Genomic DNA, 16,997 nt, shown 5'->3' on the forward strand with positions numbered 1-16,997 from the left:
GATACAGAAACTGAAAGCAGCTTAAATTCTACTGACAGGCCCCTCTAAAATTGGGGGGATTACCGTTGGATTGCTTGAACCCAGTATGCCGCGGCGCGAGATTGTTTGGATGTTTACAGGTCCGGGGTGTTGCAGGTCGGCCTTTACGCCGGCTGGTTAGGTAAACATCTCCCAGTCGACCGGATCGCCCTTGCTGACATCTCGCGAGACTTGTTTGCCCAGAAGAACCTCGTAATGGCGAGGGTGCAGACCTTTTCCGGGGCGGACAATTTTGAGAGTATCGGCTGTCAAGACGTCGCCGGCTTTCATGTCCTGACCAATGTAGAGGGAGCGACGAAAAATAAGAGATTTTTCCTCCGCTTCAGTGGGACCGTATGAAATCTGGCCTAAACTCTGCCAGGCACGTTCAGTTTCGACGATCAGGCTCTTGAGCTCCTCCGGTTCAAGTGAAAACGCGCTATCAACACCGCCATCTGCGCGTCGCATGGTAAAGTGTTTTTCGATAACCGTCGCTCCCAGTGCTACGGCTGCGACGGATGTCCCCACCCCCATGGTGTGATCCGACAAGCCGATCTCGCATTTAAAGAGTTCGCGCATGTGTGGGATTGTCACGACATTGGTATTTTGAGGTGTTGCGGGGTAGTTACTGGTGCATTTCAGGAGCGTGAGGTCGGAACAGCCGGCCTGCCGCGCGACCTTGACCGCCTCGTCGAGTTCGGCAAGCGTTGCCATCCCGGTAGAGATGATTAGGGGCTTCTTTGTTTTTGCCGCGTAGCGAATCAAGGGTAAGTGATTGTTTTCGAATGACGCTATCTTAAATGCGGGAACGCCTAAGCCATCCAGAAAGTCAACCGCGCTTTCGTCGAACGGCGAACTGAAACAGATAAGATCAAGCTCCTTGGCTTTGCGCATGATCGGTTCGTGCCATTCCCATGGGGTATAAGCCTTCTTATAGAGATCGTGCAGATTTTTGCCGGACCACAGGCTTGCTTCATCCCGGATTTCAAAATCGCCGCCCCGGACGTCGAGCGTAATCGTGTCTGCCGTGTAGGTCTGCAGCTTTACCGCATCAGCGCCGCTTTCGGCAGCCGCCTCGACAAGCTCAAGCGCGCGATCCAGAGACTGGTTATGATTGCCAGACATTTCGGCGATGATGAATGGTTTGCTGCCGGGCCCGATAGGCCGGCCGCCAATGTTGAAACTCACGTGTCGTTTTCCTCTCGATCCACATCAAGAACAGCGGCAGCTTGCACCCGGACGGCGGTCGTACCTGCTGGTGGAGAATTCGTTTTCACTGGTTCACCAATTATTTCTGTCAAGGTCCAGGCAAGATCCTGGAAGCCCATCCGGTGCCGCATTAAGGTGGTTGACGAGAACCTCGAATTGATCTCGAAAATTCGCGGTCCGACCTCTGTCAAACGCAGCTGAACATTGATCGAGCCTCTTACGTCCAAGGCCTCGGCCAATTGGGAACATTGCCCCAGAATCTCGTGATTCTCAATCACCTGAGCCCAGCCGGTGAATCCACCTGTCAGCTCGCGAAGCATTTGCAGCACGGCTATCTCGCCCTCTCTGGAGCGATACACGGCACAGGTGATTTCCTGGTCCGCCGGCAACAAAAGCTCTTGAAAGACGCCTCCTGGATAAAACTTGGCGTATAGGGCCGCTGCTTCCAGTTCATGGCAGACGAATACGGATTTCGAACCCACACCTGTTCTTGGTTTATAGATACACGGCAAATGGGATTCTGTCAGAGCTGTTGCATCCAACAAGGTCCAGGGTCCCGGTATCCCGTGGTTTTCCAGAAACTGTGCCGTCTTGAATTTGTCGGTACCGACAGATAGCGCCTCCAGTCCGGGCGTGATGATATCCGCGCCGGCAAGAGTCGTTAAGCCGCGTTCCAAAAAAAATCCGAGTTCTGCTTCCGACAATGGCAGGCAAAGGTCGATGCTTTTTCTGTTTATCAAGCCGCCTAGCCAGGTTTCATAAGTGCCGTCGGAGGCAGCGGGTGCAATCTCCAGTGCGTCAGTGAAGAGCTGCCCGCCGTGCCGGTCTTTCATGTCAGACCCGATAATCCGCCAATCAGGAAAGGCCTCGCGAATGATGGTGGCAGCGGCCTGGGCTATATCTCCCCCTATTGCGGTCACAAGAATAGTCTTCATCTGCGGGTCAGTACCGTCCAAAGATAAGAGTGATCGGGATCCTTTGCCTGTGTCCGTTCGACAAGGCCGGCGATGTCATAGGTCTCCCGCCTATGCTCAACGCTGCCAGTCTCAGTCTCCAGAATGCTCCAGGCAGCCCCGGGTTTTCGGTCGCGCGGTTGTCCGACAGCGCCAGGATTGATGATCAGTTTGCCTGCCATCTTCCGAACGTGCTGATAATGCGTGTGACCCAGGACAATGTAGTCGGCTTCGTGTGAAGCCACTTTGCCCCATAACCCTTCATCGGAATTCGGATAGAGGTATTGGTCCGTGTCCCAGGGTGTACCGTGCGCAATAAGCAGGTTTTTTCCATCGATGTTTATGGTTCGACTGGCAGGGAGGCCAGCAAGGAAACTTAGATCGGCTTTGGTGAGGCATGCAAGAGCCCGGTCGAGACCCGAACCGTATTTTTGTCTGTATGCCGGGGCGCGACTTGAGTCGCTCAATGCGTCGAGGAGCATGTTTTCATGATTTCCACGGACGGCATGGAAGTCCCATCCGCTGAGCAATTGAAGGACTTTGTCGGCGTCATAGTAGTAACCGACAAAATCGCCAGTGACCAAGAGCGTTTCGATATCGAGCCCCCTTGCCGCTTCGAGCACCGCCGCAAGCGCCGCTGCGTTTCCGTGAATATCTCCAAGTAGTCCTATGCGCATTGTTTTCCTTAAGGGGCACCTCAACTCAACTCTGTCTCGAGCGTTTCTTAACGAACGGCGGCACTGTTTGGACTGTGGCTGCGGTGACAGGCCTCTGGTTTATCTATGACTGAGCTGGTTTCTCAGGCGTTTGCTCCGTAAGTACCGGAGAAGCTGTTTTCGCGTCGTTTATCAGGCTTTCTGCGATGCGATGAGTGCCTCGGCCATCGCAGAGTGACATACAACGTTCGGACCATGTCCTGAAATCTCTTGATTGCACCACTCTCCGGAGACGGCCGGCGATCATCTCCTCGTTTACATTTTCTTGTGTCCCCAGGCAAACAGCCAAGTTTGCTTCCTGCAGTTCCGCGGCCACCTCCTTCTGATTATCCGCCAGGATGACGCCAATCGTTGGAACGCCCAGGCACATTCGTTCCCAACTGGTCGATCCCATAGCCCCTATCGAAAGGTCCGAGGCGGCGATGAGCGGTGCAAGGCTGGGCAGGTTTTGGTGGCAGGTTATGCTTGGATGATCGTCTGCGATCTTTCGGACTTCGTTCGAACGCGGGCTGATTTGCGACGACACGACGTCGATTTTCAGGTCTGTTCGTCCGAGCGAAACAGCGGCACGAAGTGAGCGGCTGGTCAAGTCCGCCAGATCGGACCCGCCAAAATAGATCAGTAGACGCTTAACCGACTCTCTCGGCTCGGCGGAGGCGCGCAGACGCGCATAATCGCGATGCAGCAAAGCGTATTTGGGCCCCAATCTGAGGCTGCATGAGGGTGGGACCAGATTCGCGTAGCGGCCACGATCCGATTTTCGGTAATTTTGATCGAGAAGCATGTCGCAATCGTGCCGGCGGTTGGCGAGGTCGTCGATAACCATTATCTTGCTGCTGCGCCGACGCAGAAAAGTTTCCCACTGAATATCGAGGCCGTAGTGATCGACGATCAGCCAGTCCCAGTGCCGGTCCGAGAGCAGGTGCGATGAAGCGGCTGCATCGGTTTCAGGGCTTTTGACCGACATTAACTGATGCCCGCGAGCCTTGACGAGTTGCCACATTGAGTCGGGTAGATCATGGCAAAGGAATCTTGTTTGCGCGCCGGACTCCTTGAGCGTATCGGCGAGCGTGATGCAGCGCATGAGATGGCCGGAGCCGATCTGTTCCGAAGCGTCAGCGCGAAACGCCACAAACATGACAGTCGATCCACTGTTAAAGACGCGGAGCAGGTAGCTCATTGATTACAAACAGGCTGACGCGATGCTTGCTATCATCGAGCAACAGCAGAATTAGCTTATAGATCGCATTGGCACAGTCGTCACGCGATCCTTGGACAAAGTTGGAGATTTGTCTGAGGACGGCAGTGTTTTTACAGTTTGCTGAATGACCGGAAGCCCGGTCATCGGGGCGGGAGGGGAGGCGTTCTCGATCATGCGGGTCGCAGTTAAGGTCATGGACCGCCCACAGACCGGTTTGGACATGCAACCCCGCAGCCTCCCGGTCGCGCCGCCTGTACGGTATTCAATCAGCGCCTTCCGTTCTTGACAGCGAGTGACCGCCTGACCTAACTGATCCAGTCTGAAATGCCGCATCACGGCCGTAGCTGAAACTTGTGCCGCTTCCAATCTGATCGTGCCGTAAATCGAGACTGGATCATGAATGCCGGACCGAGTTGAGATGGCGAGTGTGTTCAGCATCAACCCAACCTGGAGCGTTTGAGTGCTTAGCGACTTAGATTTAGAAAACACCGTCAAGATGATTGACTATGCTGGCTATGCGGTTCTGCCAAAGTTTTTCGATTTCGAAACAGTTCTAAAGCCCATACTTGCCCTGACCAAAGAACTGAACCGCAGCTTGGATGCTGAATCGCTTTCCAACCTGGCACCGAACCAGCAGCGGGATAAATACGTCTATCATCTGCATTATAAGCACATCGCTTACTTGTCTTTGCTAACGGACTACGGCCTTTTGAAGCCGCTGCGTCCATTTCTGCAAGACCCCTACTACAGGCAGATACCGGGCGAGGACGAGAACTTTCTGCTTGCCTACTACAATGCAAGGAGCAGTGTTGATCCCTTGCCTTTGCACATAGACAACTATGTGCCGAGCTCCGGGTATCATCCCAACTCCATGCAGGTCGTTATCTCGCTCAGCGGCCAGAATCGTGAGAACGGCGCAACGATCATCGTCCCCGGTTCGCATCGCTTGCCACGGTACCCCGACCGGGAACTCGAAGGTTTGGGCGAGGTCCTCTGTTGTGATCCGGGAGACGTCGTTATCTGGGACAGCAGGCTTTGGCATGGCGCATTGGAAAACAAGTCCGGGCGGGATCGCTGGTCGCTGGTGGCAACCTTTAGGCCCTGGTGGGTGAAGCAAAACTTTGACCCGGTCAGGGGCGTGAGCGAGGATATCTACGCACAGGCAACGAATCAGCAGAAAGCTCTCCTGGGCTTCTTATCGCTTCCACCAAAAGATGAGACCGACCGGATATCTCCAAAGCAAGGTTACGATGACCTGCTTCCAACAATAGCTGACTATCGAAACAGGTAAAAAATGACGTCCGACTATAAACAAAAAGAAATGAACCTGGGATACGTTCAAGCTGTCCCGCGGCCGACACAGGATGAACTTGACGCCTTCTATCGTGAAATCTATTTCGGCGAGAATGTCACCGCGACTTATCAGGTCGAGTACTCCGATGACGAACTTCGGCAGAAAAAACTGAGGGCGGATTGCAATATCGAGCTGTTGAGCCAGCATATTGCGAAGACACAAGATGTTTCTTTCCTTGAAATCGGCTGCGGCGAGGGATTTTTGGTTGCGAGCAGTGTCGAAAAGGGATGGCAAACGCTTGGCGTGGATTACCAGCTTCAGCCAGTTGAGAAATTCAATCCCGATATCGTACGGCACGTGATTGCAACAAACCCCAGCGCCTATTTGGAAGAACAGATTTCCGCGGGTGTTAAAAAAGACGTTATTGCCATTCAAAACGTGTTGGAACACGTCATTGAACCGGAAAAGTTGTTGCAGAATATCTCCGGATTGTTAAATCCGGATGGTTGCCTGTTTGTGCAAGTTCCCAATGATTTCAGTGCACTACAACGCCTTGCCCGGGATCAGGGCAAGATTGAGAAAGATCATTGGTTCCTGCCGCCACAGCATTTGAACTACTTCAATGATGATAATGTCGGCGCATTTGTTCGTTCCTACGGATTCCGGATTGTCGACGGCGTAAGCGATTTTCCGATAGAGATGTATCTGTGGGGAAATTCGTCAAATTACACAAAAGATCAAAGTCTGGGTAAGTTTGCCCATGAGGCACGGATTCAGCTCGATTTGTTCGTGGCGAGGAACGGGATGGAAAAGTACGTAAACTTTTACCGCTCTGCCTTTCAGGTCGGTTTGGGCAGAAACATGTGTCTGGTGTTGAAGCTTCACGACTGAGCGCGGCGAGGTTCGGAACTATGATCCAAAAGTCAGAAATTCGACCCTGGTAAAGGTGCGAAAATATGCGAGGAATGGGAAAGAATTATTAAATTCAAATAGTTCCAAACCCGACGAGGCTTGTGATAGCCTGGGACATCGAACCAGTTATAGCCCTCTGGGACACAAGGTGAGGCTGTCAGCCTCTGGCGTGGTCGCGGGGTCTGGCGTGGAAACGATTACGGAGCGGTTTTTAATTTGGTGCCGGTCAATGAGTGAAACGGAAGTACCTGGACGCCTCGCAGGCTGTCTGTCTTTTTGCGAGGAGACTGAGAATTACAACCTAGACAGCGGTTGTTGAGAGTACGCGCATGTTGATTGTACACATCGGCTTGGGGAAGACTGCGACAACGACCCTGCAGCGTTCAGTGTTTCCAAGACTACGGGATATCGAAGCTGACCTTTCCTACAACGACCCTGAATTCATATTCCTATGTCGAAAGCATCATTTGTATGGCTTGAGCGTAGGCGAGAAATCTCGACTGAATGCTATCCTCGGCGAGGCGGAAAAAACGCTTATCAGCGATGAAAGTTTGGTGAACTGGAATCCGCGGCTTTGGGAAAGAGCGGCTGATCACAACCTCGAACTCTTTGGAGAAGACGCGCACATCGTGATCACGATCCGTGAGCCTCTGGACTATCTGACATCGGTTTATCAGCAAATGATACATCAGGGGAACGTCAAAAGCGCCCATGAGTTTTTTGTGTCCGCCGATCTGTACGACAAGCTGGAGCCGGTAACGCAGGGAATGAGTCTCGAATACTTTGATGTGGAGGCGTTTTCTCTTAAACGGCTGCATGACCTTTACAAAAAAAGGTTCCATCATGTCAGCGTCGTTCCCCTGTCAAAAATAAAGGAATTTAGCTTCTTAGCAGAGCCGCTTGGTCTATCTGAACACTCGGTTGGTGAATTGCGGAAGTTGTTCGAAACGGCCCCTCCGGTAAATGTTGCGTACTCGAGCCTGGCTATGAAACTGACTTTTGCACGGGAACGCACACTGCGTTTCTTCGGGGCTAAAACGATAGGATCGAATGATCGGGCCGGATATTTTTGGTACCGGCGCTATTTTTGCGATGAAAAGCCAGTAAATAAAGACCGTGCCACATTGTATTGGAACCTGCCTTTATCACAAAAGATAGTCCAATTTCCCGGGCGATTCCTCGGCAGGTTGGGCTGGCGCCGGTTTCATCTCACATGGCGCAGTTTCATGCAAAACGTCGTTAACACGTACCTGCCTTACCGGAAGTACGCACTCCCGGCTGATGTCGCGATCCCTGAAGATGTCTCGAGAGACAATGCCAATTACTTTTGCCTGTACGAGAGCGATTCAGGACAGACAGGGGCTGCAGCTCGCACCGCCCCCGCGACGAGTACCGCAGACTGAAGCTCACACAGAGTATTGCATCTGCTGCAGCGCAGGTGCGATGTGTGACGAGCCAAGCAGACTGTTTAGCGTATTTGCTCTTCTCACTGGTCGTTATGGACAGCCTCAAAGCCTATCGGGTTTCAATCGACTTACGTTCTTTCTTGACCGGCCGCATTGAACTAGCATCTTGCGCGTGCTCGGACGGCTTGCCTGAGCCGTCTCAGCGCAGCGGCAAGTCTTAGCCGCAGATGAGGAGTAGTACCAGCATGATTCCCTACGGCCGCCAATCAATTGACGAGGATGATATCGCGGCTGTTGCTGAGGTCTTGCGCGGGGATTTTCTGACCGGAGGTCCTGCGGTTGGCCGCTTTGAGGCGGCTCTGGCCGAAACCGTGACAGCTCCTCACGCTATTGCCTGCGCAAACGGAACGGCGGCCCTTCATCTCGCCGTCCTGGCACTTGACTTGGGACCTGGCGATGTCGTGGTGGTTCCCTCGGTCACGTTTTTGGCAACCGCTAATGTTGTCCGTTTTGTCGGCGCGGAGGTGCTGTTTGCGGATGTCGATCCCGACAGTGGCTTGCTCACCGCCGAAACTCTGCGAACGGCCCTGGCTCGGGCAGACGATCCAAGTCTGGTTCGCGCGGCCATACCTGTGCACCTCAATGGACAAGCCTGCGACATGGGTGAAATCGCGTCTGTCGCTGCGGAGTACGGCTTCGCTTTGATTGAGGATGCCTGCCATGCCTTAGGTGGCGCGTACGCTGCGGACGGCAAGCGAGCGCTCGTGGGGGCGGCGCCCTTGTCAGCGATGGCGTGTTTTTCCTTCCATCCCGTTAAGGCGATCGCCATGGGCGAAGGGGGAGCGGTTACAACCCGCGACCCCGAATTGGCCCGCCGGGTCGCGCGCCTGCGCAGCCATGGCATGACGCGGGAGCCCGGTGCGTTCTCGCAGCAAGACGAAGCCCGGGACCCGGAGGGTCGGACCAATCCTTGGTACTACGAGATGGCCGAGCCCGGCTTCAATTATCGGGCCTGTGATCTACAATGCGCGCTCGGAGAGAGCCAGTTGCGGAAGCTCGGGGCGTTCCTTGCCCGGCGCCGGACCCTGGCCGCGCGTTACGACACTTTGCTGGCGTCCCTGGCAAATGTGGTCAGGCCTGTTCCGCGCCTGAGTTCGGCGGACGATGGCTGGCATCTGTATCCTGTACTGATTGATTTCCCTGCGCTGGGTCTGTCGCGGGCAGAGGTCATGACTCGTCTGAAGGATGCGGGGATCGGGACGCAGGTCCACTATATCCCGGTGCACAGGCAGCCCTATTACCGCGGGCTCTACCCGGGGCTCAGCTTGCCGGGGGGCGATGCCTACTATGAACGTTGTCTTTCTCTGCCCCTGTTTCCTGCGATGAATGACAATGATGTGGATACTGTTGTCAATGCTCTCGCCGGCATTTTGACCGACACGGCCTGATGCAAGCCGTCATTGTGCAGGCGCGTATGACCTCGACCCGCCTGCCGGGAAAGGTGCTGATGGATCTGGCGGGGCAGCGCGTATTGCGTCATGTGCTAACCCGCTGCGCTGCTATACCCGGCGCAGACATCCTCTGCTGTGCCGTGCCGGCAGGAACCGAGCATGATGAGGTTGCCCGTGAAGCCCGTGCCTGTGGAGCCGAGGTTGTGCAGGGCTCTGAAACTGATGTGCTCGACCGTTACTACAATGCCGCGAAGGCCCTAGGTGCGTCCGCGGTCGTGCGTGTGACCAGTGACTGCCCCATGATCGACCCGAATCTCTGTGGAGAAGTGCTGGCGGCGCTCGGCGGTGGCCGGGCGGCTGATTATGCGGCCAATAATTTCAGCCACGGCTTCCCCCATGGGCTGGATTGCGAGGCCTTTACATGGGAGGCGCTGCAAATGGCCTGGAAGGCAGCGAAACTGAGCGACGAACGGGAACATGTGACGCCATGGATGCGCAACAGCGACCAATTGCGGCAGCTGGCCATTGATGGTCCCGATGCCGCGCTGGGCAAAGAACGCTGGACCCTGGATTATCCGGAGGATCTGGCTTTTTTCCGCGCCCTTTTTCAGCACCTTCCCGCCGACAACTGGGACTGGCAGAGCGCCCTGGAGGTCGTCAGGGCTCATCCGGAGATTCGCGCGTTGAATGCGGCGCGCCATCAAAGGTGAGGCGCCGGGCTATTCAAGGCGATGCCGTCCTGGCAGAAATGACTTAAGATTTCCGCTTCCCGAGACGGCTTTGCCTACAAGCCGGATGGGTAGTTTTATGATCGCGGTTCTAGGGCTTGCGCAAAATGCCCTGGTACTTTCCCTGATCGACGACGACGATGGGCGCAATGCCAATCTTCTCGCAGAATTGTTGAAAGCCGTCATTATCGCCGATGTCGTCCGATACTACGAGGCCGCCTGATCGAAGGGCATTCCAGAGAACATCGTAGCCCCAAAGCCGGCCCGGAACCGATTTATCGGAGTCGTAATGAGCGAAGTCGATAGAGCCGGCGGCGCGGGTGGCCTGCGGCAAGCCTTCGCGGTCTGCGCAGCGATAAATCTGCCAGTTGCCGCGAAGACCAGAGGGGACAACACAGCCGACCCAGTTGTCGCTCCGGAGTTTGAAATACGGAAGATCAACGCTGAAGAGTTGGCCTTGACGCTTTTGCAATGAGAGGAGGGTGGCAAGACTGGACCAGCCATAGGCGACGCCGGTTTCAATCCCGCGCGTAGCATTCAGACCTTCGACCAATGAATACAAAAGGGTCAAGTTGCCGGCGCCCCCCATCTTTATCGGGCAGTTTCCTTCAGCCTGCTTTGCTTGGTCGAAAACCTCGGGATAGATAGTTTCGGGATTGGCGACAGCAACGTTTAATTCGGCGAGGGCGTCCTCTGTCGAGATGGCGAGGTGCGCGCACCAGTCTACCGCTGCGTCTGCGGTTCTGCTCGGTTTCTGCTTCCCGAACAGTCTCGACACACGTTCGGCAATCTCCATTCGCCAAATCGCAGGCCAGACAGCGGGTTTCAGCAGGTAGGGATAATAGGTGTAGACTAGATTAAATGCGGCTCTGAAATATCTCATAATATCCAACGGCTGCTGAAACTCTCGAAAAAACGGCTGTATTGCACGATTGTTGCGGGCGTGGGTCAACCTAGTGAACGTAAAGAACGCACACAAGAGCGCATGTGGAAGCGAGTTTTCTCCACCCAGGCCTGTTTAGGTCCGGCTGGATACTTTGTAATTGTTGGAATGTAGCTTGACCCTTATGGGCGCAGCGTTCAATTAGGTCCCACCCCGCCGATGCTTCACGTGTATTTTGCTTCTAAATTCAAGATTATGGTTTCTGACGCACTTGCAGCTACGAGGCCTGGGGTGGCGTTCTCGGGTAATGGCAAGGCAACGAGAGTGGAGTCGTCTGGTTAATGTATAGGCTTGGTAGATTATGGCGATTTCTCGTCTACTTAGGTTTGATTGTTTTATCCGGATTGGCGAAATGCGGTTTCGGAAGTCCTGACGTCCAGCGCCTACTCAGTTTCTTTCGGTCTTTGGGTAAAGAAGACAGGCAAATATTTTTTGTCCATGTCGTGAGAGCGCTAAAGCAGATAGGTCTGAAAAAAGACGGTATCGCCCGTACGCTTATCAAGCCTATTGACGAGTGTTTGGTACGAAAGAGCGACCGGGTTTTTATTCTGGGTAGCGGTCCGAGTATCAATAAGCTCTTGCAAAGTGACTTTGATCAGATATCAAAGGACGACTCTTGGGGGCTTAACCTCTGGTTCGTTCATGACTTTGTTCCCGGTTTCTATTTCACTCAGTTGGGGAAAAAGACGGTGCGTGGGGCAGCCGTGATGGACTTGCTGGATGACATGTTCTTAAAGGTTGCCAGCAAGTACAAAGACACGAAGTTCATCATCAAAGGCGGTGATTTTCAACATGGTTACGAAATATTTGAAACAGACGGATTCAAGAAATTTGCAAAGTCGGGACACACCTCAATCTCCGTGTTGCCGGTTCTGCTTATCCCAAAGGGTGTGCAGAATGATCCATTGACTCTTTTTGACGATTTGAGGCGGGCGGCACTGCTTTCGCATGGCAGCGGTGTTTGTCCGCCAGTTCCGCAGATAAGAAACTCAATTGGCTTGTTGATCATGCTTGCGGTTCAGATGGGGTACAAGGAAATCGTTCTTTGCGGAGTGGATGGGAAAAGCAATGATCATTTTTATGATCAGGAAAAATATTTAGAGGCTTTTCCAGAATTGTCTGCGTTGCAGAAATATTATACGAGCGACGTCCATTCACACAGTATTCCAGACAAGACAACGGGTTTGTCCTCGCTCGACTATATTGTAGAAGTGGCAGAATATTGTGAGAAATCGTTTGGGGTTCGGACCAAAATTGCATCGGATGACAGTTACTTGTCAGGCAAATTGCCGCTACACGGATTTGAGGATCAGGAACGCCCCATTCCTCACACAATGCCTTGACCGAAATGCGCGTTTCGGAAACGGATTCAGCCGATAGCGGCGTACGACCTGACCCCATGAACCACATCTCGCGTCGTAGCTTTGCCAAGAAATGCATTTCAGTGGAAGCTTTCATCCCGCAAATTCTGTCCTATCCGTACTTTCTCAACGTTCGTTATCGATCGGGATAGCGGCGTATGCAAAAACACATATTGCTTCTGGTCGACAGCTACGTATCCGATAGAGATCCGCGGCATGGCTCAAAGTTTCGGCTGCATGTGAAAGCCTATAAAGAGAGAGGCTACAAGGTAGGGGTCGTTGCATTGATGCAGCGCGACTACAGCCTGTGGGACTGTTTGCGCCGGGGCGGTTTTATGTGGGAGGAGAGAGAGTTCGATGCGCCGGTTATCCGCAACTGCGAGTTCTATGCGCTGACCTCAAAAATCTCTTACTTGCAACGCATGCCGGTTGCGACCCGGCGTCTTGGTCCAAGCTGCTTAAAATACTACATAAAACGCCATGGGCGGCCGGACCTGATACATGCGCATGGTTCGAAGTGGTGCGGATATGCGGCGAACGTAGTCTACCGTGCAATGGGCATCCCGTACGTCTTGACCGAATATACCTCCAACTACGCCCGGGGAACCGTCAAGACAGAGGATATGCCATTGATGCGCCAGGCTTTTGCTCAAGCCAGTATGCGCGCCCCGATCAGCGAGAGCACAGGTGCCGTATTGGAGAATCTTTTTGGCGATGATGTTCGGCCATGGACGGTCGTTCCCAACATGGTTGACGACAGTCTGTTCGTGAAGCGAGGAAAGACTGCTCAAGGAACGTCCGGCGCCTTCACTTTTTTCACGGTGGGCCGGCACGACCCGGTTAAGGGATACGACCTCCTCCTGGAAGCCTTCGCCAAAGGCTTCAAAGGGCAGGGTGTCCGGCTCCGAATTGGGGGTAGCGGGCTGCTTTTCGATGACCTGAAAGCGACCGCGGTAGCTTTGGGAATCGAAGCGCAGGTATCGTTTCTTGGCCCGCTTGAACGCGAGCGCGTGGCCAAAGAACTGAACTTCGCGGATGCCTATGTGCTATCAAGTCACTATGAAACCTTTGGTATTCCAATTATAGAGGCGCAGGCTTGTGGTGTGCCAGTGGTGGCAACTGCATGCGGCGGTCCACAGCAACTTATTGATGCTAGCAATGGTGTGCTGGTGGAGCCGAAAAATGTTAATGCATTGGCAGAAGGGATGGCGTTGATAATGCGCGGTTATGATGAATTTGACAAAGAAGCAATTCGCGAACGCTGCTTGGCCACTTATTCTCCAGGTGCTGTTATGGACCAACTGGAAACGATCTACGATTCTGTGTTGAGTTAAAAATATGGACCGCGTAGTTCTCGATTGTGCCCAGAATTGTGTGAACTCTGGTTAGTGGGAAACTTTTTAACCAAGGGGGCATTATGCGTGGCGGTATTTTATAGAGTTCAGGGCCTTCGAGCGCTTTCCCATGTACGGCCAAACTGACGACCTAAAGGGGCTATAATAGCTTGTCACCCATAAATACCGACGGTTATGTAGAAACCGATATCACTTTCATAATACACGACATGAGAGGGGGGGGCGCTCAACGCGTAGCAAAGAACTTGATTGATGCTTGGGTCCAAAAGGGTCGCAGGGTCCAGGTTATTACCTGGATGGCACAAGAGACAGACTTTTACAGGTTGCCAGTCGACGTCCAACGTGTCGTTGTCGGGCAAAAACCGTCTGACGCAGGGCGTGCGGCCGCACATCTTTTTAATCTTGGCGCCATATTTAAGATTCGCCGGCATTTGCGAGAATCCAAGCCTAAAGCGGCCATTTCGTTCATCACAGTGACAAACATCTTTTTGATCCTGGCATCGCTTGGACTCAGGCGGAGGATTATTATCTCCGAACGAAACGATCCCACACGGCAAGAGGTTGGCTTTTTGTGGGAAAACTTGCGGTGGTTGCTCTATCGTTTCGCAGATGTTGTCACAGCAAACACTAAGCACGCTGTCATGGCTATGGAAGACTACGTGCCGAGACAGAAGCTGCTGTCGGTTCGCAATCCGGTTATTTTGCAGCATACAGGCGTTGATTGCGAGCGACTGCCTGTGATCTTGAGTGTTGGAAGATTGGATCCGCAGAAAAACCACCGCCTGATCATAGAGGCGCTGGGGCGGCTAGGCATAAAGGCTCAAGGTTGGAGCTTGCAGATACTTGGTGAAGGCCGTGAACGTGATATCCTATCAGACCTGACCGAGTATAACGGTCTGTCTGAACGGGTTACGTTACTTGGATTGGTGACGGATCCTAATCCATACTACCGGGCCGCCAGTATCTTCGTTCTTAGCTCAATATATGAAGGAACGCCAAACGCCTTACTCGAGGCCATGGCGCATGGCCTGCCTTGCATCGTTTCAGATTCTCTGCCGGGCGCTCTTGAATACATAGAAGACGATGTATCCGGTTTGGTTTTCCGCTCCGATGATGCAGAGCATCTGGCGGAATGTATGCAATCGCTCATTGATCAACCTGAACTGCGGTGGCGATTGGGGAGGGAGGCGCGGCGGCGGATGGAAAACTACTCACTCGAGATTGTTTCAGCGCAATGGGACCGATTGTTGTTTCCCTCGCCAGATGCCGAGCAATAGGCTTTAGAAGACGGCTGGTGACATGTTGGTGCGATACCTACGCCGATTTTAACGAATAGATCTTTGAACTGGTGGGAAATTCGTTGCAGTGTTATGCGATGAACCGATCAAACTGCCTGTTGAGCCAGAACGAAAGTCGGAATGCAGTATCGTAGAGAAATAGATGGCTTGCGCGCAGTGGCGGTGGTGCCTGTGATCCTGTTTCATGCCGGATTTGAGGCATTCAGCGGCGGGTTCATTGGGGTTGATGTTTTTTTTGTCATCAGCGGTTATCTGATCACGACGATTATTTATAGAGAAATTCAGGAGGGGGATTTCTCTCTCGTTAGATTTTATGAACGTCGTGTTCGCCGGATCTTGCCTGCACTAATGTTCGTGAGCATGGTTTGCATTCCGTTCGCTTGGCTTTGGATGCTCCCGGACGAATTTGCCGGATTTGCGAGGAGCCTCGTTGCAGTCAATATTTTTGCGTCGAACATTCTCTTCCTACAAGAGAGCAGTAAGTATTTTTCTTCCACTGCAGATCTAATGCCAATGATACATACATGGTCACTTTCAGTAGAGGAGCAGTTTTATTTTCTATTTCCTTTATTTATACTTGTGATCGCGCGGTCTGGTCGAGTATTTGTGTTGGCGCTTCTCGTTGTTTTGGCTGCTCTGAGCCTTGGTGTATCAGATTGGGGAGCGAAAACATACCCTTTGATCAATTTTTACCTGCTCCCGACGCGTGCCTGGGAACTTGGGATCGGAGCAATCTTGGCGATTGGTGCGACTAGCGTCGTACAGCGAAGTGGCTGGGTGGCACAGTCTGCTTCTGCTATTGGCCTTGCGATGGTCATTTATCCATTTTTCTTTTTTAGCAAATATGTAGGCACTCCAAGCTTTTGGACTTTGATCCCGGTGATTGGAACGGCGCTGACTATTGTTTTTGGCAGACAGGGTACAGTTGTCGGAAAAATTCTTGGCTGGAAGCCAGTCGTTGGAATCGGCCTTATAAGTTACAGTGCCTACCTATGGCATCAACCAATCTTTGCATTTGCACGTATAAGGCTGTGGGGTGAGGTTTCCGATGCAACCTATCTGAGCCTCAGCATATTGGCGTTGATCCTAGCATATTTTTCGTGGCGATTTGTTGAGCGGCCCTTTCGGAACAAATCAGCTTTCAATCGAAAGATGGTTTTTTCCAGCGCTGCCGGCTTTTCTGCCGCTTTGATAGCCTTTGGTGTTATTGGACACAAAGCTTCGGGTTTTCCGTGGCGCCACGGAAATGAAGCGCTGGTTCTAAATCTGGAGAATCGATTGCGCCCCAACCGCGGACTGGACAACACTTGCAATACGGTTTTTAAGCTGGTCCCTGAGTGCAGGACCAGCGATGAGCCGGAAATTATTGTCTGGGGCGATTCCCACGCGATGCATCTCGTCAATGGGATTATCGCATCAAACCCGGATGCAGCTATTGTGCAAATGACAAAAACCCGCTGCGCACCAATTTTAGATGTGGCCTCGATCGCCCCTCCAAGAAATACGGAAATGAGGGCGATATCGTGTTTGAAGTTTAACGAAAATGTTAAAAATTACATCTCCACAACAAAAAACCTGAAATTTGCTGTCTTGGCTTCTCCTCTCACGTCTTACCTCAAAGGAGATGCTCAGCTTTATTTTGATGGGCAGGCACGCGCACCGGATGTCGATTTTCTTGTGGAACGTTTTAAAGAAACCCTAGATTGGCTGCAGCAGAACAATGTGTCGCCGGTTGTGTTTCAGTCGCCGCCATCAAATGGAAAAAACGCTGCCAACTGTATCGCTCGTAGTATTTGGTTCGGCGCCAACATAACGAATTGCAATAGGTCGTTGAACGAAGTCGAAGTGGCCAACGCCACTGTTGATGGTTTCATGTCAAAGCTTGCTAAAAGCCATAAGGTTGTCAGATTAAAAGATTACATATGCAAAAACGGCGAATGTATAGTTACGGAAGATGGGGTGTTTATATACATGGACTCTGGACATCTCTCGCATGAAGGGTCTCGCCTTCTTGGCGAGAAGATGGATTTTTATGGTGTCATAACGGGAGACAAGAGTTTGTCGGTGCGGCAATGAGAGGTGGTTCGGCAAATCTGAACAGTTGAGATAAGTGGATTTTCTGCTGCTATTCCGACAGTTTTGTCGGGACGAA

General features: G+C 52.6%; 14 protein-coding genes. 9 read left to right on the forward strand and 5 right to left on the reverse strand.

The features are described from left to right. Positions 1-156: 156 nt before the first annotated feature. From pseI to pseG, 4 genes are all read right to left on the reverse strand, one after another. Entirely contained in the window at positions 157-1,206 is a 1,050-nt protein-coding gene (pseI, locus tag QMZ18_RS36475) for a pseudaminic acid synthase (RefSeq protein ID WP_282611370.1), read from the reverse strand. After that, a complete protein-coding gene (locus QMZ18_RS36480) occupies positions 1,203-2,162 on the reverse strand; it encodes an ATP-grasp domain-containing protein (RefSeq protein ID WP_282611371.1) in 960 nt (319 codons plus the stop codon). The genes pseI and QMZ18_RS36480 overlap by 4 nt, the downstream gene beginning before the upstream one ends. Beyond that, positions 2,159-2,857, reverse strand: a complete 699-nt coding sequence (locus tag QMZ18_RS36485) for a metallophosphoesterase (RefSeq protein WP_282611372.1) — start codon at positions 2,855-2,857, stop codon at positions 2,159-2,161. Before QMZ18_RS36485 ends, QMZ18_RS36480 begins: the two co-directional genes overlap by 4 nt. Positions 2,858-2,960: 103 nt before the next feature. Beyond that, on the reverse strand, positions 2,961-4,034 hold the full coding sequence (gene pseG, locus QMZ18_RS36490; protein ID WP_282611373.1) for a UDP-2,4-diacetamido-2,4,6-trideoxy-beta-L-altropyranose hydrolase: 1,074 nt from the start codon (positions 4,032-4,034) through the stop codon (positions 2,961-2,963). Between the two features lie 523 nt (positions 4,035-4,557). On the opposite strand from pseG, the gene QMZ18_RS36495 reads away from it, so the two are divergent. The 5 genes from QMZ18_RS36495 (at position 4,558) to QMZ18_RS36515 (ending at position 9,870) form a co-directional block, all read left to right on the forward strand. Continuing rightward, positions 4,558-5,388: a phytanoyl-CoA dioxygenase family protein gene (locus QMZ18_RS36495; protein ID WP_282611374.1), complete on the forward strand. Its 831-nt coding sequence runs from the start codon at positions 4,558-4,560 to the stop codon at positions 5,386-5,388. A 3-nt stretch (positions 5,389-5,391) separates the two neighbouring features. Continuing rightward, positions 5,392-6,282, forward strand: a complete 891-nt coding sequence (locus tag QMZ18_RS36500) for a class I SAM-dependent methyltransferase (protein WP_282611375.1) — start codon at positions 5,392-5,394, stop codon at positions 6,280-6,282. A gap of 350 nt (positions 6,283-6,632) precedes the next feature. Continuing rightward, the gene (locus QMZ18_RS36505) at positions 6,633-7,706 is read left to right on the forward strand and encodes a hypothetical protein (protein ID WP_282611376.1); all 1,074 of its coding nucleotides are present in this window, start codon (positions 6,633-6,635) and stop codon (positions 7,704-7,706) included. Between the two features lie 248 nt (positions 7,707-7,954). Then, positions 7,955-9,157, forward strand: coding sequence for a UDP-4-amino-4,6-dideoxy-N-acetyl-beta-L-altrosamine transaminase (gene pseC / locus QMZ18_RS36510; RefSeq protein WP_282611377.1), 1,203 nt, complete (start codon positions 7,955-7,957; stop codon positions 9,155-9,157). After that, on the forward strand, positions 9,157-9,870 hold the full coding sequence (locus QMZ18_RS36515; RefSeq protein ID WP_282611378.1) for a glycosyltransferase family protein: 714 nt from the start codon (positions 9,157-9,159) through the stop codon (positions 9,868-9,870). Before pseC ends, QMZ18_RS36515 begins: the two co-directional genes overlap by 1 nt. A gap of 109 nt (positions 9,871-9,979) precedes the next feature. Here QMZ18_RS36515 and QMZ18_RS36520 read toward each other — a convergent pair whose 3' ends face one another. Continuing rightward, positions 9,980-10,771 (reverse strand): class I SAM-dependent methyltransferase, encoded by a 792-nt coding sequence (locus QMZ18_RS36520; protein WP_282611379.1) that lies wholly within the window; start codon positions 10,769-10,771, stop codon positions 9,980-9,982. A 341-nt stretch (positions 10,772-11,112) separates the two neighbouring features. Here QMZ18_RS36520 and QMZ18_RS36525 point away from each other — a divergent pair, with 341 nt between their 5' ends. The 4 genes from QMZ18_RS36525 (at position 11,113) to QMZ18_RS36540 (ending at position 16,921) form a co-directional block, all read left to right on the forward strand. Then, entirely contained in the window at positions 11,113-12,174 is a 1,062-nt protein-coding gene (locus tag QMZ18_RS36525; RefSeq protein ID WP_282611380.1) for a hypothetical protein, read from the forward strand. A gap of 176 nt (positions 12,175-12,350) precedes the next feature. Then, positions 12,351-13,526 carry a glycosyltransferase gene (locus QMZ18_RS36530; protein ID WP_282611381.1) on the forward strand — a complete coding sequence of 392 codons (1,176 nt, stop codon included), beginning with the start codon at positions 12,351-12,353 and terminating at the stop codon, positions 13,524-13,526. Positions 13,527-13,756: 230 nt separating this feature from the next. Further along, positions 13,757-14,824 carry a glycosyltransferase gene (locus tag QMZ18_RS36535; RefSeq protein ID WP_282611383.1) on the forward strand — a complete coding sequence of 356 codons (1,068 nt, stop codon included), beginning with the start codon at positions 13,757-13,759 and terminating at the stop codon, positions 14,822-14,824. Between the two features lie 141 nt (positions 14,825-14,965). Then, entirely contained in the window at positions 14,966-16,921 is a 1,956-nt protein-coding gene (locus QMZ18_RS36540) for an acyltransferase family protein (protein ID WP_282611382.1), read from the forward strand. The last annotated feature ends 76 nt before the right edge of the window (positions 16,922-16,997 follow it).

It is taken from the genome of Pelagibius sp. Alg239-R121 (assembly GCF_947331435.1).
GTDB lineage: Bacteria > Pseudomonadota > Alphaproteobacteria > Kiloniellales > Kiloniellaceae > Denitrobaculum.